Below are 25,158 nucleotides of genomic sequence, written 5' to 3'. Positions count from 1 at the left end.
AAAAAGCCGGGGATAGAAGACCGACCACTTCTGTCGCAGACGCGGCTACACACGCGGCATGATCACACCGGTAAGATTGCTGCATACCTCCGACTGGCATCTCGGCCATGAACTGATGGGCCATGGCCGCGGGGCCGAACATGATGCGTTCCTGGCCTGGCTGCTCGACACGCTGGAGGAGGCGCGAGCCGATTGCCTGCTGGTGACCGGCGACATCTACGACGTCGCCAATCCACCGGTCGCCGCCATGCAGCGGCTGTTCCGCTTCGTCGCGCAGGCGCGGGCGCGGTGCCCGCGGCTGCAGATCGTGATGATCGGCGGCAATCATGACAGCGCGCTTAAGATCGACCTGCCCGGCGCCCTGGTGGACGAGCGGGTCCGCTTCGTGGGTGCGCTGCCCCGGACGCTGTCGGCGCCCGACCGGCGACCCGATTGCGAGCGCATCTGCCTGCCGCTCGCCAATGCCGATGGGGAGACGGCCGCCTGGCTCGCCGCCGTGCCGTTCTGCCGGCCGGGCGACCTTGGCCCCGGTGGCCTGCCGCAGCTTTATGCGAAGATCGCGGCCGATGCCGTGACCCGGGCCAGGGGGCTGCCACTGGTGCTGAGCGGGCATTTGCATGTGGTGGAGGGCGCCGTCTCCGAACTGTCGGAACGGCGCATCCATGTGGGTGGGGAGGAGGCGCAGGCGACCAGCCTGTTCGGCGCGGATGCCGCCTATGTCGCGCTGGGCCACCTGCATCGCCCGCAGACCATCGCCGGGCCGGGCGCAGCGCCGATCCGCTATGCCGGATCGCCCTTCCCGCTCTCCGCGACGGAGCGTGATTATCGCCATTCGGTGACGCTGGTGACGTTGCATCCGGCAGGCGCGGAGATCGAGGAGCTGCCGATCCCGCGCCCGGTGCCGTTCCTGAAGGTCCCGGCGGGCGCCGCCGCCGCCCCGCTGGACGCCGTGATCGCGGAGCTGCTGGCGCTCGACATCGTGGCGGGCGATCCCGAGACGCAGCCGTTCCTGGAGGTTGCCGTGCTGGTGGACGGGCCCGAGCCGCGCCTGCAGGCGGACGTGCTGGCAGCGCTGCAGGGCAAGCCCGTGCGCCTGACCCGCATCCATCGCCTCGCCCGCAACGACAGTGGTCCCGCCGCCCTTGCCGCGCGCGAGCAGGAGCTGGCCGACCTGACGCCGGAGGCGGTGTTCGCCGAGCTGCATCGCCGCACGCATGGCGGGGAGCCGGCAGACGCACTCGCCCGCGCCTTTGCCGCGCTGGTGGCGGACGCACATGGCGGGGTGGACGCCTGATGCGCATCCTGGCGATCCGCGGCAGCAACCTCGCCAGTCTGGCGGGCGAGTGGGCGCTCGACTTCGAACAGGGCGCGCTGGCCGATGCCGGCATCTTCGCCATCACCGGGCCGACGGGTGCGGGCAAGTCGACCCTGCTCGACGCGATGAGCCTGGCGCTGTTCGATACGGTGCCGCGCCTGTCCGGGGCGCCGGCGCAGGGCACCGTGGCCGACCTTAACCCGCGCGATGCCCGCGCGATCCTGCGCCACGGCGCGGCGGAGGGGTTCGCGGAGATCGACTTCGCCGGGCGCGACGGTCGCCATTACCGCAGCCGGTGGAGCGTCAAGCGTGCGCGCGGCAAGGCGGACGGTCGCCTGCAGCAATCCGACCTGGCACTCCATTGCCTCCACAGTGGGGAGCGGCTGGGCGGCAAGAAGGTCGAGACCAAAGCGGAGATCGTGCGGCTGCTGGGCCTCAACGCCGACCAGTTCGGCCGCGCGGTGGTGCTGGCGCAGGGTGAGTTCGAGGCGTTCATCAAGGCGTCGGGCGACGAGCGGGCGCAATTGCTGGAGCGGCTGACCGGCGCTGACATCTACACCCGGCTGGGCCAGGCGGCGTTCGCCCGCGCGCGGCAGGAACGGGAGGCGCAGGCCGCGATCGAGGCCCGCATCGCCGCGCAGCAGGGCCTCAGCGATGAGGAACGCACCGTGCTGGAGGGCGAGTTCGTCGCCGCCGGGCAGGCGCACGATGCGGCGGCATCGGCTCACGCCGCCCTTCAGGCCATCCGCGACTGGCACGACCGGCTGGCGCAGCTCGCGGCGCTGGAGGAGGAGGCGGGGGAGCAGCATCGGGCCGCGCTGACGAGGCAGGCGGACGCGGCGCAGCGGCGGGACGCGCTAGCGCGACGCCGCCGGGCATACGCCCATGCGCCCGCCTGGCAGCATCTGGCCCACAGCGCCGCGCAGCAGCGCGAGGCGGCGGCGGCGCTGGACCGGCTGATGGCGGAGGAGGCACAGGCGGGCAGCGCGCTGGCCGTTGCAGAAGCCGATCATCGCACCGCCCATACTCTGCTGGCCGACGCGCAGGCGGCGGAGCGCGCCGCCGCGCCGCTGCTTGAACAGGCGCGCGCCGCCGATCGCGCACTGGCGGCAGCGGGCGAGCAGGTGTCGCAGGCTGCCGCCGCGCTTGCCGGCCGACGGCAGGCGAATGCCGACGCGCAGCACGCTGCCGGCGCCGCACAGCGGGCGTTCGCCGATGCCCAGAAGCGGCTGGCGGAGCTGACCGACTGGCAGCGCGACCATGCGCCGCTGGAACGCCTCGCGCGGCAGGAACGCGAATTGCTGGGCGATCTCGCCGTCCATGGCGACAGCCATGCGCGCATCATGGCGCTGGAGACCACCCAGGCGGATGCTCAAGCGGGACTGCGGCACGCGCAGCGCGAGCGCGAGGGTGCCGACGCGATGCTGGCGGAGGCGCAGGCGGCACGCGCCGCCGCCGTCGAGGCGTTGAGCGTAGCCGAGGGCGCGTTGCCGCCGTCCGCACGCATGGCCGCCCTGGATGACGAGCGCGACGCGCTGCTTGCCGCCGAACGCTGCCATCTGGCCGCAACGCACGCTGCCGGACGGGTGACGGAGGCGCAGGGCATGTTGGCTGACCTCGCCGGCCGGATCGATGCCGCCGCCGCGTTGCAGGACGCAGGGGAGCAGGAAAGGTCCGGCCTTGTTGCCGCGCAGCCGGCCTTGAGCGCGCGGGCCGATGAAGCGGCGCAGGCCGCCGAACGCGCCAGCCTCACCGCCAGCGATGCCGCCGCCCGCCTGCGCGCCGCGCTGGTGGATGGCGCGCCCTGCCCCGTCTGCGGCGCCGTCGAGCATCCGTTGCAGGCGCTCGATGCCGTGCTGGACGACGCAGTGACTGCCGCGCGGGACCGCGCGACCAAGCTGGCGGAGGAACGCGAGGAGGCGCGCCTCCGGCTGGCGGTGCTCGACAGTCAACTGGCGGGGACTGCGCGCGACCTTGAGGAATGGCGACGGCAGCACGCCGTCGCCGGGCAGCGCCACACCGCCAGCCTGTCGGACCAGCAAGGGGCAGCGCAAGCCCTTGCCAACGCGCTCTCCGCCGTGGGACTGGCGGACGATCCCGCACTGCCCGCCGTCATCGCCAGTCGCCTGACGACTCTCACCGCCGAACGGACCGAAGGCGCACAGGCGGCCGAGGCGGCACGGCAGGCCCGCACGGCCGAGCGCGAGGCAGGCATCGCCCATGATGCCGCGCGCGATCGGCAGGCGCGGGCCGCCGCTGCCGAGCAGACCGCGCGTGACGCCCTGATGCAGGCGGAGCGGCCGCTGGTGGATGCCACGGCGGAGCAGCGCCGGCTGGGCGGCGCGCTCGACACGCTGCTGGCGCCGCTGGGCGACTGGCGGGCGATGGACGATGCGCCGGGCTGGCTGGCCGCGCTGGCGGCGCAATGGCGCACTGCGGCGCAGGAACATGCCGCGCTTACCGCCGCTCTGCCCGGCCATGCCGCCGCCAGCGCGGCAGCGGGGCGCGATGCGGCCAATGCGGCGCGCGATCTGTCCACCGCCGAGCATGCCCATGCCGAGGCGAGCGGACATCGGACCCGCCTTGCCGCAGATCGTGCCGCCCTGCTGGGCGGGGAAGCGGCGGACGCAGTGGCGGCGCGCATTGCCGGCGCGAGCGCGAATGCCGCGCAGGCGGAACGGTCGGCTGCAGCGACCCTGGCCGAGGCGCAGACCCGCGCGACCGCCGCCCGGACGCGCGTGGAAGAAGGGCGGCGTACCCTGTCCGCTGCCGAGCGCGACCATGTGGACCGGGAGGAGCGGCTGGACGCCGCGCTGGCGGCGGATGGCCTGACCCGGAACGAAGTGACGGCCGTGGCCGAGACTGGTGAGGCCGCTCTCGTCGCTGAGGGCGAGGCTCTTGCCGCACTGGACCGGGCAGTTGCGGCAGCGGCGACCATGCTGGACGCGCGGCGGGGCGATCTGGCGCAGCACCGGCAGGCCGCGCCGGCGCAGGATACCGCCGACCTGCCCACCCGCCTGGCCGATGCGGCCGGCGCGTTGCAGGCGGCGGAGACGGCGCGCAGCGATCTCGATTACCGGCTGCGCCGTGATGACGAGGTACGGGCCGCCACCGCCCAGCTTCGCGCGGAGCTGTCCGCCGCGCGGGAAGCGGGCCGGGTGTGGGAACAGGTGGACACACTGATCGGCGACCGGGAAGGCAAGCGGTTCCGCAACTGGGCACAGGGGCTGACACTCGACCGGCTGCTCGATGCCGCCAATCACCGCCTGGCCGATCTGAAGGGCCGGTATCAGCTGTTGCGCGGCGATGGCGGCGACATGCTGATCGAGGTGGTCGATATCGCCATGGGCGGGCAGCGGCGGGGCCTGCAGAACCTGTCGGGCGGCGAACGCTTCCTGGTCAGTCTGGCGCTGGCGCTGGGGCTGGCGGAGATGTCCACCGGACGCGGCGTGCGGATTGAGAGCCTGTTCATCGACGAAGGCTTCGGCGCGCTCGACAGCGCCAGCCTGGGCCAGGCGATCGGCGTGCTGGAACAATTGCACGGCGAGGGGCGCCGGGTAGGCATCATCAGCCATGTGGAGGAGCTGAAGGAACGCATCCCGGTGAAGGTGGTGGTCACCCCCGCCAGCGGCGGGTGCAGCACGCTGGCGGTGATGGTGGATTGAGGGGCATCACCATCTTGGCTAGGCGCCGCGCATGGGCCGGCTGATCCTGTTCAACAAGCCATATGGCGTGCTGTCGCAATTCACCGACGGCAGCGACGGGGCGCGGGCGACGCTGTCGGACTTCGTCCCGGTGCCGGGTGTCTACCCCGCCGGCCGGCTAGACCGCGACAGCGAGGGGCTGCTGCTGCTGTGCGACGATGGGCGATTGCAGGCGCGCATCGCCGATCCGCGGTTCAAGCTGGAGAAGACATACTGGGTGCAGGTGGAAGGCGAGGTCGGGGAGGAGGCGCTGCGGCAGCTTGCCGCCGGGGTGACGCTGAAGGATGGCGTGACCCGCCCGGCACAGGTCGCGCGGATTGCCGCGCCCGATCTCTGGCCGCGCGATCCGCCGGTCCGTTACCGCAAGACCGTGCCCGATGGCTGGCTGGCGATCACCATCCGCGAAGGCCGTAACCGGCAGGTCAGGCGGATGACGGCGGCGGTCGGCCATCCCACGCTGCGGCTGGTACGCTGGTCGGTCGGGCCATGGACGCTGGCCGATCTCGCCCCCGGCACCTGGCGGGAAGTCGCGGCGCGGCTCTAGTCCGCGTCGAACCCCGCCGCACCGTCGTTCACCAGCGCCAGCAAGAGGCTAAGGGCGGCATCGTCCACCGTCCCCGGCCGGACCGGCTCGCCACCCGCAGCGCAGAGCCGTTCGGCAAGCGTGGCGGCGGAGCCCGTGCAGGGCAGGCAGGTGCCGTTCACGAACAGCAGCAGATCCGTTCCGCCCTGCCGGATGAAGGACATCCGCGCGGCCGGGTTGCGGACCAGCGGCGCACCGGCCGCGATGGCGGCGCGGATGTCGTCGGCCGCCAGCTCCCGTTCGGGTCGCCAGTCGATGTCCGGATACTTTGGCCGCGTGCTGTGCTGCCCGAACCAGCGGGCGAAGCCCTCCGCATCCAGCAGTGCCGCAGTCGCCATGGACTGGAGCCGGGCGAGCGCATCGGGGGTGATCTCCCCCGGATTGTCCTGCCGCGGGAGGCCGGGATCGGCGTAGCGGTCATCCTCCCGCGCGTCATCGCCCAGCGCATCCAGCAGGTGGTCAGTCCAGCCCTCGATCAGTTCCGCCCGCGATGGCGCGCGGAAGCCGATCGAATAGGTCATGCACTCGTCATCCAGCGCCACGCCGTCATGCGCGATGCCGGGAGGGATGTAGAGGATGTCGCCGGGTTCCAGCAGCCATTCCTCCTCGACCCCGAAGTCGGCGAGCAGGCGCAGATCGGGATGCGGCAGCAGCGGGGTGCCATCGTCGCACCGTCCGCCAAGCTGCCACCGGCGCCGGCCCGCGCCCTGGATCAGGAACACGTCGTACTGGTCGAAATGCGGCCCGACCCCGCCGCCGGCCGTGGCGTAGCTGACCATCACGTCGTCGATCCGCCAGTCGGGGATGAAGCGGAACGCCGCAATCAGGGCGGCGACCTCCGGCACGTGCTGATCTACCGCCTGCACCAGCAGGGTCCAGGGCGCGCCGGTGAGTTCGGCGAAACGGTGTTCGGGCAGCGGCCCGCTCTCCATCCGCCACGCGCCCGCCGCCCCGGTGACGAGGCGCGATTCCACCTCCGCCTCGCAGGCGAGGCCCGCCAATTCGTCTGCCGGCAGCGGGTTGCTCCAGCCGGTCCATGGGTTGCGGAGCACCAAAGGCCGGCGCTGCCAGTGATCGCGCAGGAAGGCGTCGGGGTCGAAACGGGCGGGGTCGAGGCGGGCGGGGTCCATCATCTCAGCCCTCCGCCTCCGGGGCGGTCGCCGCCAGGTCCATGAAATTGCGCGCCGCTTCGCGGTCCTCCTCCTGCTTGAAGGCGATATCCAGGTCGGGTGCGGCGCCCATCAGGTACAGCAGGCACCACAGGGCGAAGCGCTTGGGCCGGTCCTGCTCCAGCCCCAGATCGACACGCATCTTCTCGATCCCGGCGGCCTGCGCCGCCGGCGGCACGGTGGCGAGATCGGCGGAACCGAAATAGCGGGCGAGCAGATCGTCGAAGTTCATGCGCCGCCTGCTAGACCCTTGGCAGCATGGTGCAAGCGGCCTTGCCCTACCCCTCCCGCACGGCCCAGGCCCCGGGATCGTCGGTCGCCGCGATCAGCGCCAGGCCGTGCGCGATGGAAGTCAGCTCCCCGCCGGTGGCGATCCTATCCGCTCCGAACCGGTCGGTGAAGATGCGCCGCACGGCCGGAACCAGCGATGTGCCGCCGGTCAGGAACACGCGGTCGATCGCGTCGGGCACGACGCCCGCATCGGCGAGCGCGCGGTCCACGGCATCGGCCATGCGGGCGATGTCGGGCGCGATCCAGCCTTCGAACGCGGCGCGCGTCACCTCCGCCGCGATCTCCACCCCGGCGCCGCTGAAGCGGAACGGCGCCGTCTCCGCCGTGCTCAGCTCCCGCTTCACCCGCGTCACCGCGTCATAGAGCGGGAAGCCCAGCTCGTGTTCGATGAGGGCGATCATGCGCCCGATCGCCGCCGGGTCCACCGCCACCCGCTGCAACCGGGCGAGTTCGTCCAAGGTGCGGCGATTGCGCATCAGCGCCAGCTTCGACCAGTCGGAGAAGTCGTTGAACCAGGTCGCCGGGATCTCCAGCTCCTTGTCGAAGGAACGGTAAAGGCCGCCCTTGCCCAGCAGCGGCAGTACGACCTGCTCCACGATGCGCTGATCGAAGCGGTCGCCGGCCAGCCCGACGCCCGCATGGCCCAGCGGCACGCAGCGTTGCGGGGCGTCAGGCTCCAGCACCCGCACGACCGAGAAGTCGCTGGTGCCGCCGCCGAAATCCGCCACCAGCAGCGTCGCCGGCCGGTCCAGCCCCGCGGCATGGCCGAAGGCGGCGGCGAGCGGCTCGTACACGTAATGCACCTCGCCCGCGAAGCCGGCGAACATCGTATCGTACCGGGTCCGCGCCAGCGCGGGATCGGGGCGCGAGCCGGCATAATGGACCGGGCGGCCGACCACGATCCGCTCCAGCCCGTTCATCGCGCCGCCGGCATGGCTTGCCAGCTTGTCCAGGAACAGGCGGCCCATCTCCTCGAACCGGAAGGCGCGGGCGAAGATCAGCGCCCGTTCGAAGGATGCGCTGGCCGCGACCGACTTGAAGGATTGCAGGAAGCGGCTGTCACCCGGAAATTCCAGGTACTCGCGGATCGCGGCGCCACCCGCCTCCACCGCCAGCCCGCCCGCCACATCCTCGTCCCGCCAGAAGCACAGGGCGGAACGGAACACCTCCACGCCGTCGAGCGGCATCAGTCGGGCACCGCCCGCCCCATCGGCGAGGGCGGCGACGGAATTGGTGGTACCGAAATCGAGACCGGCGTGGCGGGTCGTGGCAGAAGCGATCATCGGAGCCGGTTAGGCGGACCTGTCAGCCGACCGCAACCCCGGTCAGTGCGCCAAACGCCGGTGCCGGATCAGCCGCCGACCCCGAGCAGCCGGTCGACCCGCCCCCGCGTGAAGGAGTGATAGGTCGGCCGCGTACGGGCGTAGATGCGCTTCGCGATCGGGCGACCCCACTCGCCCTGCTCCACCAGAGTGGCGAACAGCGGGGCGACGAACTTGTTGCGGCCGACCGTTCCCAGGAACGCCTCCGCCTGCGGCACCGCCGGATCGTACCGGTTGCGCAGCGCCGCCTGCAGCCACAGGAAGCGCAGCTCCGCATTGCCGGTGGATGACAGGCCGAGCGCTTCGTCCAGCCGCGCCAGTTCGGCGGCGGAGACCTTTTCCGGCAGGCTGCCGAGGAAACGCATCCGTTCCGCCGTGCTCCACCCGCGCCATGCCGCGGCGTCGATCGTGCGGTCCGCCGCATAGGCGTGCGCCGCCGTCTCCACCCCGGCGAAGACCTGCGGATCAGGCCGCGCGACATTGGCCGGCAGGCCGGGGGCGTAGACCCACTGGTCCAGCATCAGGCGCTGCTCCAGCGCGGTGTCGCCGCGCACCAGTTCGCGCCGCAGATAGTCCAGGAACATGGCGGAGGTCGCCGGCTGGAAGGCGTGGGCGTCGAACCAGCTGCGCAGAAACGGATCGAACCGCTCCCGCCCGACGATGCGTTCCAGCGTGTGCAGGAACAGCGCGCCCTTGTCGTAGATGATGGCGCTGGAATAATCGATCGGGTCAAGAACGGGCGGCGTACGCAGCGTGGTGCCGGGGGCATCGGCGCCCAACTCCTCCAGGGCGCCCGTCACCTCGGCGAAGCTGAGCATGCGTTCCTGCGCGGCGCGTTCGGGACCGAACACCTCCTCCACAACCCGGTTCTCGATGTAGGAGGTCACGCCTTCGTTCAGCCAGCCGTCGCGCCAGCTGGCATAGGTGACGAGATTGCCCGACCAGCTATGCGCCAGCTCATGCGCGACCAGCCCGGTAAGCGAGCGGTCGCCGGCGATGAAGGTCGGCGTCAGGAACGTCATGACCGGGTTTTCCATGCCGCCGTACGGGAAGGAGGGCGGCAGCACGATCATGTCGTACCGGCCCCAGCGGTACGGTCCGTACAGCCGTTCCGCCGCGTCGATCATCGCCTCGGTATCGACCAGCTCGGCCGCGGCCCGCTCCAGCGTGGCCGCTTCCGCCCACACGCCGGACCTGGGCCCCAGCGTGGCGAAGCCGATGTCGCCCGCGGCGACCGCGATCAGGTAAGGGGCAACGGGCTTCTCCATGGCGAAGCGGAAGGCCCGCCGACCATCGCCGATCGCCTCCGGCTGCCCCTGCGCGATGCCCGACATGACCACGGTCAGCGGCTCCGGCGCGGTGATCCGCGCAGTCCACGTCTGGCGGATGCCGGGGCTATCCTGCGTGGGGATCCAGCTGCGATTGTTGATCGCCTGGCCCTGGCTGAACATGAACGGCTGTTGCCCGCCCGCGGTCTGTTCCGGCGCCAGCCATTGCAGCGCGTCAGCCTCGGGCGCGGAGCGGTAGGTGATGGTGATCCGGCGGGCATCGCCCATCCGCACCGTCAGGGGCGCGCCCTTGCCCGCCACGGTATCGCCCGCCGTCCAGCCAAGCGCCGACCCGTCCGGCGCCGTGATCGCGCTGATCTGCAGCCCGTTGCTGTCGAGCACGATCTCCTGCGCGCCATCGGCGGCGGCGATGTCCAGCGTGGCGGTCCCGCCGACGCTGCGCGCCCGGAAATCCAGCGCCAGGTCCAGATCGACATGCGTGACCCGCGCCACCGCCGGCTGGGCGAAGCTGAATTCGTCCTGCGCCTCCGGCGTCAGCAGCACGGGCGGAACCGCCGTATCCCGGCCGGTGCCCGCGCCCGTGGTCGAACACGCCCCCAGGGCAAGAGCCGGCGCGAGGGTCAGGGCGAATGGGGCCAGACGGCGCATGGCGGCTCTCCGGTAATAGATGACAGATAAGGGTGGCTGGCCGGACGAACGGCCGGCCCGCCGGTCAATATCCGCGGCTGACCGCGAACCTGGCGGCTTCCATCATCGCCGCGCGTGCCTTGCTGTCGGGAAAGATCGACAGCGCGTCGCACGCGCGTTCGGCGAAGTGACGGGCGCGTTCGCGGGTGGCGGTGATGGCGTCGTGCCGGTGGATCAGCGTGACCGCATGGGCAAGGTCCGCCTCCTCCGTCCGGAAGCCGGCGATGGCATCGCGCCAGAAGGACCGCTCCTCCTCCGTCCCGCGTGCATAGGCCAGGATCACCGGCAGGGTCATCTTGCCCTCCCGGAAATCGTCGCCCTTCTCCTTGCCCATCTCCGCTGCGGTGCTGTCATAGTCGATCGCGTCATCGACCAGCTGGAAGGCAATGCCGAGATTGCGGCCGTAATCGTCCAGCGCCTGTTCCTGCTCCTCACCCCCTTCGGCCACCACGGCCGCGATGCGGCTGGCGGCGGCGAACAGGGCGGCGGTCTTGCTGCCGATGATGTGGAGGTAGCGGTCCTCGCTCGTCTCCACCCGGCGCTGGGCGACGAGCTGATCGACCTCCCCCTGGGCGATGATGGCACTGGCGCTGCTGAGGATCTTCAGCACCTTGAGGCTGCCATCCTCCACCATCAGTTCGAAGGCGCGGGCAAACAGGAAATCGCCGACCAGCACGGTCGCCGGATTGCCGAACACCATGTTGGCGGTTGCCTTGCCCCGGCGCGTCTCCGACCCGTCGACCACGTCGTCGTGCAACAGGGTGGAGGTGTGAATGAACTCCACGGCGGCGGCCAGCTTGTGGTGGCGCGTGCCCTGGTATCCGCACACCGCCGCGCCGGCCAGCGTCAGCATGGGCCGCATCCGCTTGCCCCCACCGGCGATCAGGTGACCGGCCAGCGCGGGGATCAGCGGAATCTCGCTCTGCATCCGGTCCAGGATGATCTGGTTGACCGAATTCATCGCGGTCTGCGTCAGCGACAGGATGGAGGCCAGCGACGGGGTTCTGGCAGGAAGCGGGACGACCTCGGCGCTCATGGCTGCGCAGATGGGGGAGGTTCCGCTGCTTGGCAAGCGCCTATTCCCGCACTAGCAGGCAGGCGGAACGGGGAATACGATGACGCAGGCGGAACCAGCGGCCGATGGGCCGAAGACCGATCCGGTGCTGGCGGGTTACCGCCGCTCGATCGACAATATCGATGCCGCATTGGTGTGCATGCTGGCCGAACGGTTCCGCATCACGCAGGCGGTGGGCGAGTACAAGGCTCGCACCAGCCTGCCCCCGGCGGACCCCGGGCGCGAGGCGCAGCAGGTGACCCGCCTGCGCCGGCTGGCGGTGGAGGCGGACCTCGACCCCGAATTCAGCGAAAAGTTCATCCGCTTCGTGATCGAGGAGGTGATCCGCCACCACCAGCAGCATCAGGCCGCGGAAGTCGAAAAGGGCTAGAGGTCTCCGCTACTAGACCGAGACGCCCACGCCCTTGTGCCGCCAGCCATCGGCGTAACTGTCGCGGGCGACGGCGGAATAGGGCACCGGGCTGACCACGGCCCTGATCTCCACCTGTTCGTGCGGCTCAACCGTCGGCTTGGCGGTGCCGCCGTCTGGCTCGCCCCAGACCAGCGTCACCTCCCTCCCCATCTCGGCGAAGTCCGCGTCCAGCATGGCGATGGTCAGCATGCGGCCGGCATTGGCGGAATAGCCGATCCAGGTGGACAGGCCGACCAGTCTGCCGTCGCATCGCACCTCGTCAAACGGGTGCATGGCGTAGACCGCGCTGGGAAATTCCATGTGCTTGGCCCGGCGCCCGTCGGCGAACATGGATGACAGGACGCGGGTCACATCCTCGCTGTTCAGCGCCAGCGTCACCTTGGTCCGGTGCGGCTGTTCCTTCATCCGTTCCAGCGCCGGCCGGCCGATGAAATCATGGTCGAACTTGACGATATGGCCGTAGCCGATGTCCCACGGCGTCAGGTAATAGCCATCGACGCTGTCCGGCACATACGACCCGCCGATGGAGCACATCCCTTCGTATGATCGCGCGGACAGCCATTCGCGGTATCGGACCAGCAGCGGATCGTCGCCGGTGTAGATCGCCGGCAGCGGACTGGGCAGCCAGCCCGATTCCAGCGTGTTGGACGAATAGGTCCGCCCGCCGACCAGCGTCAGGCCGAAATCCTGCCCGGCGGCGACCAGCGCATCATGCACCGTCTGGTAATCCGCCCACGGGCCGAACAGCTCGTAACCCGGTTGCCCGGCCATGCCGTGTCGCAGGGCGGTAACGGTGCAGCCGGCCACGATGACGTCCGCCATGTTGAAGAACTTCAGGTCAGGCGGGGTCTGCCCCATGGCGCGTTCCAGCACGGCCATGGCGTTCGGGCCCTGCAACTGGAACCGGTAATGGCGGCGCCGGCCATCGCTGCGCAATGCGGTCCGCTCGTCCCGCTCCACCGTGACGTCCCACTTGCCGGTGGCGGCGTGGAACTCGACCCATTCCAGCGCAGGCGCCCGGCCGACCAGGTTGAACTCGTTCTCCGCCAGATGGAACAGGATCACGTCGCCGATCACGTAGCCGTCGGGCGTTACCGGCACGAATTGCTTGGCCTTGCCCGGCATGAAATTGCGGAAGCTGTTGACGGCCAGATGTTCCAGCAGCCGGAAGGCGTCCGGCCCGCTGACGTACAGCTCCGCCATGTGGAACGACTGGTTGAACAGCACGGCGGTCTCCGCCCAGGCGCGCTGCTCGTCCCGCCAGTTGGAATGTTCGGCCGGCACGCCGGGATAGACGTTGGGGCCGGTCTGCTGGTTGCGCAGGAAATGGACGATGTCGCCCGCTGCCTCCAGCTTCTGCTGCAGTGTTTCAGTCATCGGCATCCTCTCTCCTGTTTATCGCGCCAGCCAAGCGGCGATGGCGTCGTTGACCGCGCGCGGCGCCTCCGCCGGCAGCATGTGGCCGGCATCGGGGACGATCACGCAGGTGGCATCGGGCAAGGCGTCGGCGATCGCCTGGTGCTGCGCAGGCGAAGCCCAGCCATCCAGCGCGCCGGTCATGACCAGCACGGGGCAGGTGATCCGGGGAAGCAGCGAGGCAGCCTCCTGCCGGCCGAGCAGCGCGGCGGTATCCGCCTCGAACCGGGCCTGTCCCTGGGCGAGGCACATGGCGCGGAGCGGCTTGTAAAGGTCGGCATGGTTCGCCGGGGCAAGCATCGGCGGCAACCATTCGTCAACCAGCGCGGCAAAGCCATGCGTCCGGCCCAGATCACGCAAGGCATGGCGCTTGGCCTGCTCCCCCGCCCCGACCGGATGGACCCCGGTGCTGACCAGCGCCAGCCGGCGCACCCGATCGGGCGCCATGCGGAACACTTCCAGCACGACACGCCCGCCCATGGAGTGACCCAGCAGATCGAACTCGGCTGTTCCCTCGCTGTCCGCGTGGCGCAGCACGGCGGCGGCCATGGCGCCAAGACTGTCCGCACCGTCATAGCCATCCAGCGCCCGCGCCTGAGGGAAGGCGGCGCTCTGGCTGGCGAAGATCCCGCCGTCGCAGATCAGTCCGGGCAGAAGAAACAGCTTCAAGGCCTTTCATGGATATGAAATATTCGCCTATCTGAAGGATGCACGACATGGCAGGGCTTTGTCCAGCCGGCACATGCGCCTATGGCCGGCATGTGGGTATCGGGAGGCGAATGCATGACTGACAACCCCGTCTCCTACGCCGCGATCCATCCGGACTGGGAACGCGCGCGCACCAGCATGGCCGACGGCTATTCGCTGGAGATGACCGCGAACGAGCTCGACAGCCTGCGCGCGGCGGCGCCGCTCATCCGGCCCCGCACGCAAATCGCGGTGACCTTCCTGCCGGGTGAGACCGTGGATCAGCGGGTCGCCGCCGCCCGGCTGGTGCGCGACCTCGGCTTCGAGCCGATCGTCCACCTGTCCGCCCGCCGCCTCACCTCCGCGGCTGAGCTCGACATATATCTGGCGCGTGTGACCGCCGAGGCCGGAGTCCGGCGGGTGTTCGTGATCGCGGGCGATCCCTCCCGCTCCGAAGGGCCGTTCGAGGATTCGCTGCAGATCATCGACAGTGGCCTGCTGGACCGGCACGGGATCGCGGTGGTCGGGATCGGCGGCCACCCGGAAGGGCACCCCGCTGTCGCGCGGGAGGAGCTGTGGCTATGGATGGAGCGTAAGCTGGCGGCGGTGCGCGCGCGGGGCATGCTGCCGCTGGTGGTGACGCAGTTCGGCTTCGACGACGATGCCATCGTGAACTGGGTGACGGAGCTGCGGGCGCGCGGGATCGACGTCCCGGTGCGCATCGGCGTGCCCGGCCCCGCCGGGATCAAGCGGCTGCTCGGCTTCGCCCGGCGCTGCGGCGTGGGTGCGTCGGCCGGGGTGCTGCGCAAATACGGCATCTCGCTCACCAGCCTGCTGGGCAGCGCCGGGCCGGACCGGCTGGTCGAATCGCTTGAGCGGCGGCTCGGACCGGACCATGGGCGCGTGCGACTGCATCTCTACCCATTCGGCGCGCTGACCGCGTCCGCCGAATGGATCAATGGCTATGCCGCCCGGCACTGACGGGCGCGGGAAGGTTTGGGCAATGGCACAGGTGATCGACGGCAAGGCGCTGGCAGCGTCGGTGGACGAACACACCGCGGCGGAGGTCGCCGCGCTGGTCGCCGGTGGCGGCCCGCGGCCCGGCCTGGCGGTGGTGCTGGTGGGGGAGGACCCGGCCAGCCAGGTCTATGTCCGCCGCAAGATCGCCGGGTGCCGCAAGGTCGGCATCGCCAGCTTTGAACGCCTGCTGCCCGCCGACACCACGCAGGACGACCTGCTGGCCGTGATCGAGGAGCTGAACGCCGATCCTGCCGTCCACGGCATCCTGTGCCAGGTGCCGCTGCCGCCGCATATCGACCAGGGACTGGTGCTGGACGCGATCCACCCGGACAAGGATGTGGACGGGTTCCACCCGGTGAATGTCGGACGGCTGTCCACCGGCACCGGCGGCATCGTGCCCTGCACCCCGCTGGGCGTCATGATGCTGCTCGACAGCGTGCTGCCCGACCTGATGGGGCTGGACGTGGTGGTGATCGGCAAGTCGAACATCGTCGGCAAGCCCATCGCCATGCTGCTGCTGGAGCGGGAGGCGACCGTCACCGTCACGCACATCCATACCAAGGGGCTGCCCGCCATCGCCCGCAAGGCGGACGTGATCGTGGCCGCCGCCGGCGCGCCCGAACTGGTGCGCGGCGACTGGGTGAAGCCGGGCGCGGTGGTGATCGATGTCGGCATCACCCGCGTGCCGGGCGCCAACGGCAAGGACCGGCTGGTGGGCGACGTCGCCTTTGCCGAGCTGGATCATGCCCGCGCGGTGACCCCGGTGCCGGGCGGCGTGGGCCCCATGACCATTGCCTGCCTGCTGAGCAACACAGTCAAGGCCGCGCGCGCCGCCGCGGGCGAGCGGGTGATGGAGGCGGCGGAGCTATAGCCAGCCCATCCGCCGGAACCGGATGTAGAGCCCGGTGCAGATCGACGCCATCACGCCCAGCACCACGAAGTAGCCGTAGCGGGTCTGCAATTCGGGCATGTTCTCGAAATTCATGCCGTAGATGCCGGCGATCGCCGTCGGCACCGCCAGGATCGCGGCCCAGCCAGCCAGTTGCCGGCTGATGTCGCCCTGTCGGCTCTGTTCCAGCAGGCCGGCGATGTCGACGATGTTGCCCAGCGTATCGGTCAGCCAGCGGGCGCGGCTTTCCGCGCGCTTGGCATGGTCGTAGATGTCGCGGAAATATGGCCGGGCGTGTTCGTCGATGCAGGGCAGCGGCACCTGGCTGAGCTTGCCGGCCACCTCCTCCGTCCGGCCGGCGATCTCCTCGAACCGGCGCATCTCCCGGCGCAGGCGGAAGATGCGGCGGATGGAGTCGGGCCGGGGGAAGCTGGCGACGGCGGCGTCCTCCATCTCGTCCACGATCTGCTCCAATCGATCGAGCAGCGGGCTGTAATTGTCGACGATGAAGTCGAGCAGGCCGTGCAGCACGATGTCCGGCCCTTCGGCCAGCCGGTCGGGCAGGCTCTCCATCTCCTGCCGCAACGCGTGGTGGCCCTGGTCGTTACCCTGGCGGACGCTGACGATGAAGTCGGCCCCCATGAAGATCGCCGTCTGGCCGTAGACGATGCGGTCATCGTCGGCGAAGGCGGCGGTCTTCGCCACCACGAACAGCTGGTGGGCATAGCTTTCGGCCTTGGGCATCTGCCGCCGGCCGAGCGCGTCCTCCACCGCCAGCGGGTGCAGGTGGTAGCGGGCGCTGACCTCGTCCATCTCCTCCTCCGTCGGTTCGACGAGGCCGATCCAGTCGAACTCCCCCTCCCCGGCCGGCGGGGCGTCCGGGGCGAGCTGGTGGTCGATCACGGAACCGTTGCGGTAGCGGCGGGCGGCGGCGATGGTCATGGAGCGTGGCGTGCCAGAGGGCGCCGTGCGGTGCAATCTGGCGCGTGGCGCCGGCCTCGCCTATCGCCTGTTCCATGACAGACCGCATCTGGACCGCCGCGCTGATCGTGATCGGGGACGAGATCCTCTCCGGCCGGACGCAGGACAAGAACATCGCGCAGATCGCCGGGTGGCTGGGGGTGCAGGCGATCCGGCTGGCGGAGGTGCGGGTGGTGCCCGATGTGGAGGAGCGGATCGTGGAGGCGGTGAACCAGCTTCGCGCCCGCAACGATTACCTGTTCACCACCGGCGGGATCGGGCCGACGCATGACGACATCACCGTGGACGCGGTCGCCGCCGCCCTGGGCGTGGCCGTCGTCGAGCATCCGGAGGCGCGGGCCATGCTGGAGGAGTATTACTCCACCCGCGGCGGGACCAATCCGGCGCGGCTGCGGATGGCGCGGGTGCCGGAAGGGGCGGAGCTGATCCCCAACCGGATCAGCGGGGCGCCGGGGATCAGGCATGGCAACATCTTCCTGATGGCGGGGGTGCCGGGGATCACCGCGGGGATGCTCGACATGCTGAGCGGCACGCTGGAGGGCGGGCTGCCGCTGCTGTCCGAGACGATCGGCAGCCCCGCGCCGGAGAGCGAGGTGGCGGACATCCTGCGCACCGTGGAGAAGGCCCATGAGGGATGCCAGATCGGCAGCTATCCCTTTTTCAAAGAGGGGCGCAGCGGCGCCAACTTCGTGATCCGCAGCACCGATGCGGCGATGCTGGCTTCGTGCCGCGACACTTTGTGCGATGCCCTGGGTGCTGCCGGGTGGGACTGGACGCCCGGCGGGTTGTAGGCGCGGGTTCTAGCGCCGGAGGGTGGGATCGTCCGCCGGGGTGATGGTGTGGTCCGTCACCTGCGCCTCGGCATCCAACCGGTCCCGCAGATTGGCGGCACCCTGCTCCGCCCGGTCGATCTCCTGCCGGGTGCCGCCGCGATTGCGCAGCATGGCCCAGGCGATCACCACGACGATCAGGATGGGTCCGAGGATCGTCAGCACGCCCCATAAACCGCCAGCCATGCATGTTCTCCCATTGGTTTCGTTAGAGGACGAACGTGTGAGGGGCGCGGGGTTTCCTGAAGCCTCCGTCCGCCGGGATTTGGCGGGCTGCGCTGCGGAAGTTGACACTAAGTTGACACCTACCTGACGAGGGAATGCACCCGCCGCCGGACGGTCCTGAGCGGGTGCGACGGTGGTGCCGGGACGCGGAAGTTGACACTAAGTTGACACCTCCCGCTTGTCCCCCGGTCCTTGCTGAACGGATGGTGGGCGAGGCGGCCGACGCGGAGTTGAAAGACCCCGCCTGCGGGCGGCGGCGCAGGCGGTAGGCGCCGGCGCGGGTGAGGCCTCCGCCCTGCGCGACGGTGCGGACGCAGCCGACCTGCGCCAACAAGCCGATGAACCGCGCCTGCCGCTGCGGCGTCCACCCGCCTCGGCGGGCGCGCAGGGGTACGGGGAGGAAGGCGGGCAGCCGCAGGTAAGGCTGCAGCGGCTTGGGGCGCCTGGGCGAGGTGTTGCGGCGGTTGCTCATGCGCGGGAGTGTAGGAGCGGGAGGTGAGTGTAGGAAAGACAAACAAGCCAGGTAATTCGCCAACAGCGAATAAAGGTTGACACATGGCGACCACCTTGCTACACAGCAGCCACACAATCGAGAAAGGTACAACATAAACCCACTGCAACTCGGGATGAGCAATCATCTGCGGGAGCTCCGCAAGGAGATCCTCACACTTGTCGGCTGTTGAGGGCTTCCTCTCCCGGGGGACGCCACCGCCACCGATAAGGCGCGTCCGTGTGGACCGGACGCGAAGGGTTAAGGGGGGTGCTTCTTCTTTCGTTGGTACTTCATGCGTGTGGGACCAAGCCAATCAAGGTATTGGTCGTATGGAGTACATTCACGTGAACATAATTCACTCATCGATTGTGAAGAAGAAGCGAACGAGATTTGGTTCAATTAGGCGGTTCCTTCGGAACCATCTTCTTGTGCCGGAGACTTGGAGGACTGCCATCGCTATCTTGGACTTCGGTCTTAAGCTCTGGCGCGTGGTACTGAAGGTCGGGGAATTCCTCTCGTAAACCCCCTTGATTCCTCACCAACAGAGGTTTGTTGGAGATTGTCATGTACGACAGAGCATTGAAGACAATGCGCCAATATCACAGGCTTTCGCAAGCCGAGATGGCCGATCAAATTGGTATATCTCGTTCTTATTTGAACGAAATTGAGCGAGATAAAAAGGAACCTAGTCTCGATATTCTACGTAGATATGCAGAACGATTTGAGGTTCCTTTATCATCATTAATGCTTTTTGCTGAGCGTTCTAATGAATTGCGGTTTGACAAGGCGCGGATTTTTGTAGCTGATAAAGTTCTAAAAATGCTTGAGTGGATTGCTGAAGACGAGGACCTCGAGGTTGGTAAAGAAACAAGCCGCTAAGCGTCTGCCGCTTGATCGCTGTCATCTTTATGGACTTCGTTCGCCACAGGCGTTGGCAAATCGGCTTGGGTGGCAACTAGATAAGCTGGAGTCTTTGGCCAAGGATGGCGGGTACTCCGTTTATCCTCACCCTCAGACCGGTCGAAGAATCGAAGAACCTGGAAAGGCGCTTCAGAGCTTACACAAACAAGTGCATCGCTACTTGGCTCGTCTTGATGTACCGGAATATCTACACTCGTCGGTGAAGAAGCGCTCTTATCTCACAAACGCACAGACACATGTCGGCGTCGGCGGGCTAATTAAGGTAGATATAGCCAAATTCTACCGAAAAGTACCGCAGCATCGTGTTATGCATTTTTTTCGGGATCAGCTTAATTGTGCACCTGATGTAGCAGGGCTGATTGCAAATTTGATTTGCTTTGATGGACACCTTCCGACTGGCAGTTCTGTAAGCCCGATTATGTCGTTTTGGGCATGTCGCAGCATGTTCAACGATTTAGCCGACTTGGCTAATAGTCACGATCTAAGAATGAGCTGCTACGTAGATGATGTCACAATGTCAGGTGAACGAGCAACAATAGGTGTATTGAGAGCAGCCCGATCCATCATATTCCGTGAGGGGTTCACTGCTCACAAAGACCGTTACTTCGCTCCTCAAAGCGCAAAACTTGTAACCGGTATTGTTGTCGGTGCTGATAAGATAATGCTGCCACACTCGCGATGGAAGAAGATCAACGACGCGATCAATGCAATTCACGTGTGCGCCACTGACGTGGAGCGTTTGATCCTATATCCTCGTCTCGTCTCTCGGTTGTATGAGGCAACGCAAATAGATCCACGTTGTCGCCGACTAGCGGAGTTTCATCACGAAGCTTGGAGAACAATCAAGCGAGACATGTTGACCGTTAAACCGGGCGTGGTTGCTGCCACCAGTGAGCCTCTCACAGCGACGTCAATTTAGGACGTAATTACGTAGAAGAAAGGCCGGAAGGGTCTCCCCTCCCGGCCTCTCTATGTAACTCAGCTAGTCGCTGGTGGCAGAAGCGTCAGGCGCCCTGCACTTCTTCCAGGTCCAGCTTCAGGCCCGGCCCCATGGAGGAGCTGAGCGAGACCTTGCGGACGTACTTGCCCTTGCTGCCCGACGGCTTGGCGCGGACGATCGCGTCGGTGAAGGCCTTGAAGTTGGTCTTCAGGTCGTCGTCGGTGAAGCTGACCTTGCCGAGGCCGGCGTGGATGATGCCCTGCTTCTCCACGCGGAATTCGATCTGGCCGCCCTTCGCGTCCTTGACCGCCTGGCCGATATTCGGCGTCACGGTGCCGAGGCGCGGGTTCGGCATCAGGCCCTTGGGACCCAGCAGCTTGCCCAGGCGCCCCACGATGCCCATCATGTCCGGCGTGGCGACGACGCGGTCGTAATCGAGGTTGCCGTTCTGCATATCCTCCATCAGATCCTCCGCCCCGACGCGGTCGGCGCCAGCGGCTTCCGCCTCGGCCGCCTTGTCGCCACGGGCGAACACCGCGACGCGCACGGTCTTGCCGGTGCCGGCGGGCAGGCTGACCATGCCGCGAACCATCTGGTCGGCGTGGCGCGGATCGACGCCCAGGTTCATCGCAATCTCGATCGTCTCGTCGAACTTCTTGGACGCCAGCTCGCGCAGCTTGCCCAGCGCCTCGTCAAAGTTCCACAGCTTCTCGGCATCGAGCGTCTCGGCCAGCATCTTCTGGCGCTTGGAAATCTTGGCCATCGTGTCAGCCCTCCACCACTTCGAGGCCCATCGAGCGCGCGGAGCCCTCGATGATCTTGGTCGCCTGCGCGATGTCGTTCGCGTTCAGGTCCTTCATCTTCTGTTCGGCGATCTGCGACAGCGCGGACCGGCTGATCGTGCCGACCGTGGTCTTGCCCGGCTCCTTGGAGCCCGACTTCAGACCGGCGGCCTTCTTGATGAGGAAGCTGGCGGGCGGGGTCTTGGTCTCGAACGTGAAGGAACGATCCGCATAGACGGTGATGACCGTCGGGATCGGCATGCCCTTCTCCAGCTCCTGAGTCGAAGCGTTGAAGGCCTTGCAGAATTCCATGATGTTCACGCCGCGCTGACCCAGCGCAGGGCCGATCGGCGGGGACGGGGTGGCGCTGCCGGCCGCAACCTGCAGCTTGATATAGCCGGTAATCTTCTTGGCCATGACTGGCCTCCTTTCTCACTGTCGCGGCCCTGTTTCCAGGTCCGCTCATGGTAAGCGGTACGAACGGCACCTGCCGGGGCAGGCACCTTCCGCGTGGTTTCCCGGTGTGGGAGACCCGCGCGCATAGCGAAGTGGCGCGGGCATGGCAAGGTGGCGTGCCGGCCTACACCGGCAGGCCGACATATTGTTCGGCGAAGCTCAATTGCGCGGCGCGGCTGGTGGCGATGTAGTCCAGTTCCGCCACCTGCATCGCGCGTTCGAACGGGCCATCATCGGGGAAGCGGTGCATCAGGCGGGTCAGCGACCAGCTGAACCGTTCCGCCTGCCACACCCGGTTCAGCGCCTTGTCCGAATAGCGGGGGATCGCGTCATTGTCGTGCCGCAGGAAGAAGGCGGTCAGCGCTTCGGCCGCGTAGTACACGTCGCTGGCGGCGAGGTTCAGGCCCTTCGCCCCGGTGGGCGGCACGATATGCGCCGCATCGCCGCACAGCAGCAGCGAGCCATGGCGCATCGGCGCGAAGACGTAGGAGCGCAAGGGGGCGATGCTCTTCTCGATACTGGGGCCGCGGGTCACGGTGGCGGCGGCCTCCGGCCCGAGGCGGGTTTCCAGCTCATCCCACAGGCGGTCGTCGGGCCAGTTGGCGATATCCTCCGTCACCGGCACGTCGATGTAGTAACGGCTGCGCGTGGCGCTGCGCTGGCTGGCGAGGGCGAAGCCGCGTTCGTGGTTGGCGTAGATCAGGCCCGCGCCGCAGGGCGGCACGTCGGCCAAGATGCCCAGCCAGCCGAACGGATACACCCGCTCGTACTCCCGGCCGATACCGACGGGGATGGCGCGGCGGCTGGGGCCGTGAAAGCCGTCGCAGCCGACGATGAAGCGCGCGTCGATGCGGTGATCGGCGCCTTCATGGGTGTAGGTGACGTGCGGGGTGTCGCCCGCGATATCGTGCAGCCGGACATCCTCGGCCCCGTATATCACGGGCAAGCCGCGCGGGACGGCCGCCGCCATCAGGTCGCGCGTCACCTCCGTCTGGCCATAGACGGTGACGTGCTGGCCGACCAGATCGGCGAGGTCGATGCGGATCAGCCGCTCGCCATCGGCCAGCAGCACGTCGTCATGCGGCAGCCCTTCCGCCTTCAGCCGTTGATCGAGACCGAGGCGTTCCAGCAGGCTGACGGTGATGCGTTCCAGGACGCCGGCGCGGATGCGGCCGAGGACGTAATCGGGGGTGCGCTGTTCCAGCACCACGCATTCCACCCCCTCCGCCCGCAGCAGATGCCCGAGCAGCAGACCGGCCGGGCCGGCGCCGATGATGCAGACGGGCGTATGGCGCGTGTTCATGCCTGCCGAAACCTCTCCCATGTTTTGCTATGTTTTATAGCAACTGAGAGGATGCTGCAAGCAGGCGTGCGCGTGCGGCGCACCAGGCGGACGCGAGACGATCGACGATGTGCTGGATGTGGTAGCGGAGGAGGGACTCGAACCCCCGACACGCGGATTATGATTCCGCTGCTCTAACCGGCTGAGCTACTCCGCCCCATCAGGGGTGCCGGCCCGTCACGGGCAGCGGCAAGACGGCGCGCTTAGGGTGGTCGGCAGGTTCGGTCAACCGCGAAATGAGAAGCTGCGCAGATGGCGCCACGGTCCGCGCTCATAGGCGTGCAGCGCGAGGGCGGCGAAGCGGAACGGTTCCGGCCCGATCTGCGACGAGAGCTGCGCCTGCAGGGCGCGGGCGGCGTCCGCCGTGACCTTGTTCTGCACGGTTACGTGCAGGCGCGGGCGGTGGCGGTCCTGCGCGGTCAGGAGCGTGTGGAAGCGGTCCGCCAGATCATCGCGCAAGGCCAGCAGCGCCGGGCTGGCAAGGCGAATGGCGGTGCCGCGGCCGAGCGACATCACCCCTTCCACCTGCCCCGCCGGTGCGGGTCCGGCGGCGATGCGGGCCAGGACCTCGCGCAATTCGCCTAGAGCGGATGGGGGTAGCGCGTGGAACAGGGTGACGTGGGCGGACAGGTGGTTGCGTTCGGGCGGGAAGTGAGCGCGCCGCAGCGCGTCCATCCGCGCCTGCAGCGCGGGCGGCAGCTCGGCCGTGAGGATCAGCGGGCTGGCGAGATCCTCCACCCGCTCAGGCGGCCTCGCGCCGGCGCTGCGCCCGCAGAGCTTCCAGCACATGGGCCGGCGCGCTCGCCTCGTACGGGTCGTCGTCGGCGCCGGCATCGTTGATGCCCGGTTCCTCGAACCAGTTGGTGATCGCGAGATCGTCCACCACCATGGCGTAGCGCCAGCTGCGCAGGCCGAAGCCCAGGTGATCCTTGCGCACCAGCATGCCCATGCGGCGCGTGAACTCTCCCGAACCGTCGGGCAGCATCTTCACCTTCTTCAGGCCGAGATGCTTCGCCCACTGGAACATCACGAAGGCATCGTTGACGGCGATGCAATACACCTCGTCCACGTTCTCCGCCCGGAGCTGGTCGTAGAGCTGTTCGAAGGCCGGGCATTGTTCGTTGGAGCAGGTGGGGGTGAAGGCGCCGGGGAGCGAGAAGACCACGATGCGCTTGCCGGCCCATTCCTGCCGGACGTGGTAATCCTGCCAGCGGTAGGGATTGTCGCCGCCGATGCTTTCGTCCCGCACACGGGTCTTCAACACGACATCGGGAATCGGGCGGTACTGCATGGGCGGGTCTCCTTTCGCTGCGCAAGGGACGCGCGAGGGCCCGGCCTGTTCCGATCCTGAGGTTAATCGATCTCCCCACGCTGGCGCCTGAGGGCGAACCAGCGCGCGACGTTGGCGTTGTGCTCCTCCAGCGTGGCGGCGAAGACGTGACCGCCCTTCCCGTCCGCGACCATGTACAGCGCCTTCGTATCGGCGGGGTTCAGCACCGCCTCGATCGAAGCGCGGCCGGGATTGGTGATCGGACCTGTCGGCAGGCCGGCCATGGAATAGGTGTTGTAGCCGTTCACCGCCGCAATCTCCGACTGGCGGATGCGGCGGCCGAGGGGCTTGCCGCGGGTGATCGGATAGATGATCGTCGGATCGGCCTGCAGCCGCATGCCGGTGCGCAGGCGGTTGTAGTAGAGACCGGCCACCATGCGGCGTTCGGCCGGTACGCCCGTCTCCTTCTCCACGACGGAGGCGAGGACGACGGCCTGTTGCGGGGTGCTGACGGCGATGTTCTTCGCACGCTTCGCCCACAGTTCCGCCAGGGTACGGCGCATGGCATCCTGCATGCGGGCGAGGACGGCGGCGCGCGGTTCGCCGCGTTCGAAGTCGTAGCTTTGCGGCAGTATGCTGCCTTCGGGCGGCACGGCGACGGCACCGGTCAGCAGCGGCTCCGCCATCAGCCGTTCGTGGACCAGCACGGACGGCATGCCTTCCGGCACGGTGACGAAGCGGCGGATCACTTCCCCGTGTTGCAGCGTGTCGAGGATGAAGGCGCTGCTGCTGCCGGCGGGAATGGCAAACTCGCCCGCCTTCACCGGGTCGCCGCTGCCCAGCAAGCGGGCGCGCAGCAGGAACGTGCTGGCCGACCCGACCAAGTCGTCCGCCGCAAGCCGTTTCGCCACCTGCGCCAACGTCGCGCCGTTCGGCACGATGAAGCTGCTGTCCTCCTCCACGGAGGAGGTGATCCACCAGCCGCCGGCCAGCCAGCCGCCGGCGCCCGCCAGCAGCACGGCGGCAAGCGCCGCGAGCAGGCAACCGGCGCGGCGCATG

Annotated in this window: 24 protein-coding genes and 1 tRNA gene; 9 read left to right on the top strand and 16 right to left on the bottom strand. The window is 68.3% G+C overall.

Going from position 1 to position 25,158, the window contains the following annotated elements:
• Positions 1-58 precede the first annotated feature (58 nt).
• The 3 genes from V5740_RS03035 to V5740_RS03025 are packed head-to-tail and all read left to right on the top strand — an operon-like array spanning position 59 to position 5,563.
• A complete protein-coding gene (locus V5740_RS03035; protein ID WP_347303615.1) occupies positions 59-1,294 on the top strand; it encodes an exonuclease SbcCD subunit D C-terminal domain-containing protein in 1,236 nt (411 codons plus the stop codon).
• Positions 1,294-4,980, top strand: coding sequence for an AAA family ATPase (locus V5740_RS03030; RefSeq protein WP_347303614.1), 3,687 nt, complete (start codon positions 1,294-1,296; stop codon positions 4,978-4,980). Before V5740_RS03035 ends, V5740_RS03030 begins: the two co-directional genes overlap by 1 nt.
• 31 nt (positions 4,981-5,011) lie before the next feature.
• The gene (locus V5740_RS03025) at positions 5,012-5,563 is read left to right on the top strand and encodes a pseudouridine synthase (protein ID WP_347303613.1); all 552 of its coding nucleotides are present in this window, start codon (positions 5,012-5,014) and stop codon (positions 5,561-5,563) included.
• On the opposite strand, the gene V5740_RS03020 is transcribed toward V5740_RS03025, so the two are convergent.
• The 5 genes from V5740_RS03020 to V5740_RS03000 all read right to left on the bottom strand — a co-directional run bounded on the left by V5740_RS03020 (position 5,560) and on the right by V5740_RS03000 (position 11,396).
• A complete protein-coding gene (locus V5740_RS03020) occupies positions 5,560-6,735 on the bottom strand; it encodes a cupin domain-containing protein (protein ID WP_347303612.1) in 1,176 nt (391 codons plus the stop codon). The genes V5740_RS03025 and V5740_RS03020 overlap by 4 nt on opposite strands.
• Before the next feature lies 1 nt (position 6,736).
• Positions 6,737-7,003, bottom strand: coding sequence for a hypothetical protein (locus V5740_RS03015; RefSeq protein WP_347303611.1), 267 nt, complete (start codon positions 7,001-7,003; stop codon positions 6,737-6,739).
• A gap of 46 nt (positions 7,004-7,049) precedes the next feature.
• Positions 7,050-8,345, bottom strand: a complete 1,296-nt coding sequence (locus V5740_RS03010) for an Hsp70 family protein (RefSeq protein ID WP_347303610.1) — start codon at positions 8,343-8,345, stop codon at positions 7,050-7,052.
• Between the two features lie 68 nt (positions 8,346-8,413).
• The gene (locus tag V5740_RS03005) at positions 8,414-10,321 is read right to left on the bottom strand and encodes a M1 family metallopeptidase (RefSeq protein ID WP_347303609.1); all 1,908 of its coding nucleotides are present in this window, start codon (positions 10,319-10,321) and stop codon (positions 8,414-8,416) included.
• A 64-nt stretch (positions 10,322-10,385) separates the two neighbouring features.
• Positions 10,386-11,396 carry a polyprenyl synthetase family protein gene (locus V5740_RS03000; protein ID WP_347303608.1) on the bottom strand — a complete coding sequence of 337 codons (1,011 nt, stop codon included), beginning with the start codon at positions 11,394-11,396 and terminating at the stop codon, positions 10,386-10,388.
• A 79-nt stretch (positions 11,397-11,475) separates the two neighbouring features.
• Between V5740_RS03000 and V5740_RS02995 the strand changes: the two genes are divergently transcribed.
• Positions 11,476-11,805, top strand: a complete 330-nt coding sequence (locus V5740_RS02995) for a chorismate mutase (protein ID WP_347303607.1) — start codon at positions 11,476-11,478, stop codon at positions 11,803-11,805.
• A 12-nt stretch (positions 11,806-11,817) separates the two neighbouring features.
• On the opposite strand, the gene V5740_RS02990 is transcribed toward V5740_RS02995, so the two are convergent.
• Positions 11,818-13,224 (bottom strand): aminomethyl transferase family protein, encoded by a 1,407-nt coding sequence (locus V5740_RS02990; RefSeq protein WP_347303606.1) that lies wholly within the window; start codon positions 13,222-13,224, stop codon positions 11,818-11,820.
• Between the two features lie 18 nt (positions 13,225-13,242).
• Positions 13,243-13,932, bottom strand: coding sequence for an alpha/beta hydrolase (locus tag V5740_RS02985; protein ID WP_347303605.1), 690 nt, complete (start codon positions 13,930-13,932; stop codon positions 13,243-13,245).
• A 114-nt stretch (positions 13,933-14,046) separates the two neighbouring features.
• Between V5740_RS02985 and V5740_RS02980 the strand changes: the two genes are divergently transcribed.
• Together V5740_RS02980 and folD are read left to right on the top strand one after the other, a co-directional pair.
• Positions 14,047-14,931: a methylenetetrahydrofolate reductase gene (locus V5740_RS02980; RefSeq protein WP_347303604.1), complete on the top strand. Its 885-nt coding sequence runs from the start codon at positions 14,047-14,049 to the stop codon at positions 14,929-14,931.
• A 22-nt stretch (positions 14,932-14,953) separates the two neighbouring features.
• Positions 14,954-15,841, top strand: a complete 888-nt coding sequence (gene folD / locus V5740_RS02975; RefSeq protein WP_347303603.1) for a bifunctional methylenetetrahydrofolate dehydrogenase/methenyltetrahydrofolate cyclohydrolase FolD — start codon at positions 14,954-14,956, stop codon at positions 15,839-15,841.
• On the opposite strand, the gene V5740_RS02970 is transcribed toward folD, so the two are convergent.
• Complete coding sequence (locus tag V5740_RS02970) at positions 15,836-16,801, bottom strand: magnesium and cobalt transport protein CorA (protein WP_347303602.1); 966 nt, start codon at positions 16,799-16,801, stop codon at positions 15,836-15,838. The genes folD and V5740_RS02970 overlap by 6 nt on opposite strands.
• A gap of 74 nt (positions 16,802-16,875) precedes the next feature.
• Between V5740_RS02970 and V5740_RS02965 the strand changes: the two genes are divergently transcribed.
• On the top strand, positions 16,876-17,631 hold the full coding sequence (locus V5740_RS02965) for a molybdopterin-binding protein (protein WP_347303601.1): 756 nt from the start codon (positions 16,876-16,878) through the stop codon (positions 17,629-17,631).
• A gap of 9 nt (positions 17,632-17,640) precedes the next feature.
• Here V5740_RS02965 and V5740_RS02960 read toward each other — a convergent pair whose 3' ends face one another.
• Positions 17,641-17,856 carry a hypothetical protein gene (locus V5740_RS02960; protein WP_347303600.1) on the bottom strand — a complete coding sequence of 72 codons (216 nt, stop codon included), beginning with the start codon at positions 17,854-17,856 and terminating at the stop codon, positions 17,641-17,643.
• A gap of 1,096 nt (positions 17,857-18,952) precedes the next feature.
• Between V5740_RS02960 and V5740_RS02955 the strand changes: the two genes are divergently transcribed.
• The gene (locus tag V5740_RS02955; protein WP_347303599.1) at positions 18,953-19,267 is read left to right on the top strand and encodes a helix-turn-helix transcriptional regulator; all 315 of its coding nucleotides are present in this window, start codon (positions 18,953-18,955) and stop codon (positions 19,265-19,267) included.
• Positions 19,245-20,228, top strand: coding sequence for a reverse transcriptase family protein (locus V5740_RS02950; RefSeq protein ID WP_347303598.1), 984 nt, complete (start codon positions 19,245-19,247; stop codon positions 20,226-20,228). The genes V5740_RS02955 and V5740_RS02950 overlap by 23 nt, the downstream gene beginning before the upstream one ends.
• 85 nt (positions 20,229-20,313) lie before the next feature.
• Here the strand turns inward: V5740_RS02950 and rplA are convergent, their stop codons facing one another.
• From rplA to mltG, 7 genes are all read right to left on the bottom strand, one after another.
• On the bottom strand, positions 20,314-21,012 hold the full coding sequence (rplA, locus tag V5740_RS02945; protein WP_347303597.1) for a 50S ribosomal protein L1: 699 nt from the start codon (positions 21,010-21,012) through the stop codon (positions 20,314-20,316).
• 4 nt (positions 21,013-21,016) lie between these two features.
• Positions 21,017-21,448, bottom strand: a complete 432-nt coding sequence (rplK, locus tag V5740_RS02940) for a 50S ribosomal protein L11 (protein WP_347303596.1) — start codon at positions 21,446-21,448, stop codon at positions 21,017-21,019.
• A gap of 163 nt (positions 21,449-21,611) precedes the next feature.
• Positions 21,612-22,790, bottom strand: coding sequence for a 4-hydroxybenzoate 3-monooxygenase (gene pobA, locus V5740_RS02935; RefSeq protein ID WP_347303595.1), 1,179 nt, complete (start codon positions 22,788-22,790; stop codon positions 21,612-21,614).
• Positions 22,791-22,909: 119 nt separating this feature from the next.
• Positions 22,910-22,986 (bottom strand) — tRNA-Met (locus tag V5740_RS02930).
• Positions 22,987-23,054: 68 nt separating this feature from the next.
• Entirely contained in the window at positions 23,055-23,618 is a 564-nt protein-coding gene (locus tag V5740_RS02925; RefSeq protein ID WP_347303594.1) for a 2'-5' RNA ligase family protein, read from the bottom strand.
• Positions 23,572-24,120, bottom strand: a complete 549-nt coding sequence (locus V5740_RS02920; RefSeq protein ID WP_347303593.1) for a peroxiredoxin — start codon at positions 24,118-24,120, stop codon at positions 23,572-23,574. Before V5740_RS02920 ends, V5740_RS02925 begins: the two co-directional genes overlap by 47 nt.
• Before the next feature lie 62 nt (positions 24,121-24,182).
• Entirely contained in the window at positions 24,183-25,157 is a 975-nt protein-coding gene (gene mltG / locus V5740_RS02915; RefSeq protein WP_347303592.1) for an endolytic transglycosylase MltG, read from the bottom strand.
• Between the last annotated feature and the right edge of the window lies 1 nt (position 25,158).

This window comes from Croceibacterium sp. TMG7-5b_MA50 (assembly GCF_039830145.1).
GTDB lineage: Bacteria > Pseudomonadota > Alphaproteobacteria > Sphingomonadales > Sphingomonadaceae > Croceibacterium.
This window is presented reverse-complemented; position numbering and strand designations above follow the sequence as displayed.

What these genes read in the sequence shown, in the direction of transcription:
- V5740_RS03005 (WP_347303609.1), bottom strand. Translation starts at nt 10,321, where the DNA reads ATGCGCCGTCTGGCCCCATTCGCCCTGACCCTCGCGCCGGCTCTTGCC.
- rplA (WP_347303597.1), bottom strand. Translation starts at nt 21,012, where the DNA reads ATGGCCAAGATTTCCAAGCGCCAGAAGATGCTGGCCGAGACGCTCGAT.
- V5740_RS02995 (WP_347303607.1), top strand. Translation starts at nt 11,476, where the DNA reads ATGACGCAGGCGGAACCAGCGGCCGATGGGCCGAAGACCGATCCGGTG.
- V5740_RS03000 (WP_347303608.1), bottom strand. Translation starts at nt 11,396, where the DNA reads ATGAGCGCCGAGGTCGTCCCGCTTCCTGCCAGAACCCCGTCGCTGGCC.
- V5740_RS02920 (WP_347303593.1), bottom strand. Translation starts at nt 24,120, where the DNA reads ATGCAGTACCGCCCGATTCCCGATGTCGTGTTGAAGACCCGTGTGCGG.
- V5740_RS02980 (WP_347303604.1), top strand. Translation starts at nt 14,047, where the DNA reads ATGACTGACAACCCCGTCTCCTACGCCGCGATCCATCCGGACTGGGAA.
- rplK (WP_347303596.1), bottom strand. Translation starts at nt 21,448, where the DNA reads ATGGCCAAGAAGATTACCGGCTATATCAAGCTGCAGGTTGCGGCCGGC.
- V5740_RS03020 (WP_347303612.1), bottom strand. Translation starts at nt 6,735, where the DNA reads ATGATGGACCCCGCCCGCCTCGACCCCGCCCGTTTCGACCCCGACGCC.
- V5740_RS02955 (WP_347303599.1), top strand. Translation starts at nt 18,953, where the DNA reads ATGTACGACAGAGCATTGAAGACAATGCGCCAATATCACAGGCTTTCG.
- V5740_RS03025 (WP_347303613.1), top strand. Translation starts at nt 5,012, where the DNA reads ATGGGCCGGCTGATCCTGTTCAACAAGCCATATGGCGTGCTGTCGCAA.
- V5740_RS02990 (WP_347303606.1), bottom strand. Translation starts at nt 13,224, where the DNA reads ATGACTGAAACACTGCAGCAGAAGCTGGAGGCAGCGGGCGACATCGTC.
- V5740_RS03015 (WP_347303611.1), bottom strand. Translation starts at nt 7,003, where the DNA reads ATGAACTTCGACGATCTGCTCGCCCGCTATTTCGGTTCCGCCGATCTC.
- V5740_RS03035 (WP_347303615.1), top strand. Translation starts at nt 59, where the DNA reads ATGATCACACCGGTAAGATTGCTGCATACCTCCGACTGGCATCTCGGC.
- pobA (WP_347303595.1), bottom strand. Translation starts at nt 22,790, where the DNA reads ATGAACACGCGCCATACGCCCGTCTGCATCATCGGCGCCGGCCCGGCC.
- V5740_RS02960 (WP_347303600.1), bottom strand. Translation starts at nt 17,856, where the DNA reads ATGGCTGGCGGTTTATGGGGCGTGCTGACGATCCTCGGACCCATCCTG.
- mltG (WP_347303592.1), bottom strand. Translation starts at nt 25,157, where the DNA reads ATGCGCCGCGCCGGTTGCCTGCTCGCGGCGCTTGCCGCCGTGCTGCTG.
- V5740_RS03030 (WP_347303614.1), top strand. Translation starts at nt 1,294, where the DNA reads ATGCGCATCCTGGCGATCCGCGGCAGCAACCTCGCCAGTCTGGCGGGC.
- folD (WP_347303603.1), top strand. Translation starts at nt 14,954, where the DNA reads ATGGCACAGGTGATCGACGGCAAGGCGCTGGCAGCGTCGGTGGACGAA.
- V5740_RS02970 (WP_347303602.1), bottom strand. Translation starts at nt 16,801, where the DNA reads ATGACCATCGCCGCCGCCCGCCGCTACCGCAACGGTTCCGTGATCGAC.
- V5740_RS02925 (WP_347303594.1), bottom strand. Translation starts at nt 23,618, where the DNA reads ATGTGCTGGAAGCTCTGCGGGCGCAGCGCCGGCGCGAGGCCGCCTGAG.
- V5740_RS02965 (WP_347303601.1), top strand. Translation starts at nt 16,876, where the DNA reads ATGACAGACCGCATCTGGACCGCCGCGCTGATCGTGATCGGGGACGAG.
- V5740_RS03010 (WP_347303610.1), bottom strand. Translation starts at nt 8,345, where the DNA reads ATGATCGCTTCTGCCACGACCCGCCACGCCGGTCTCGATTTCGGTACC.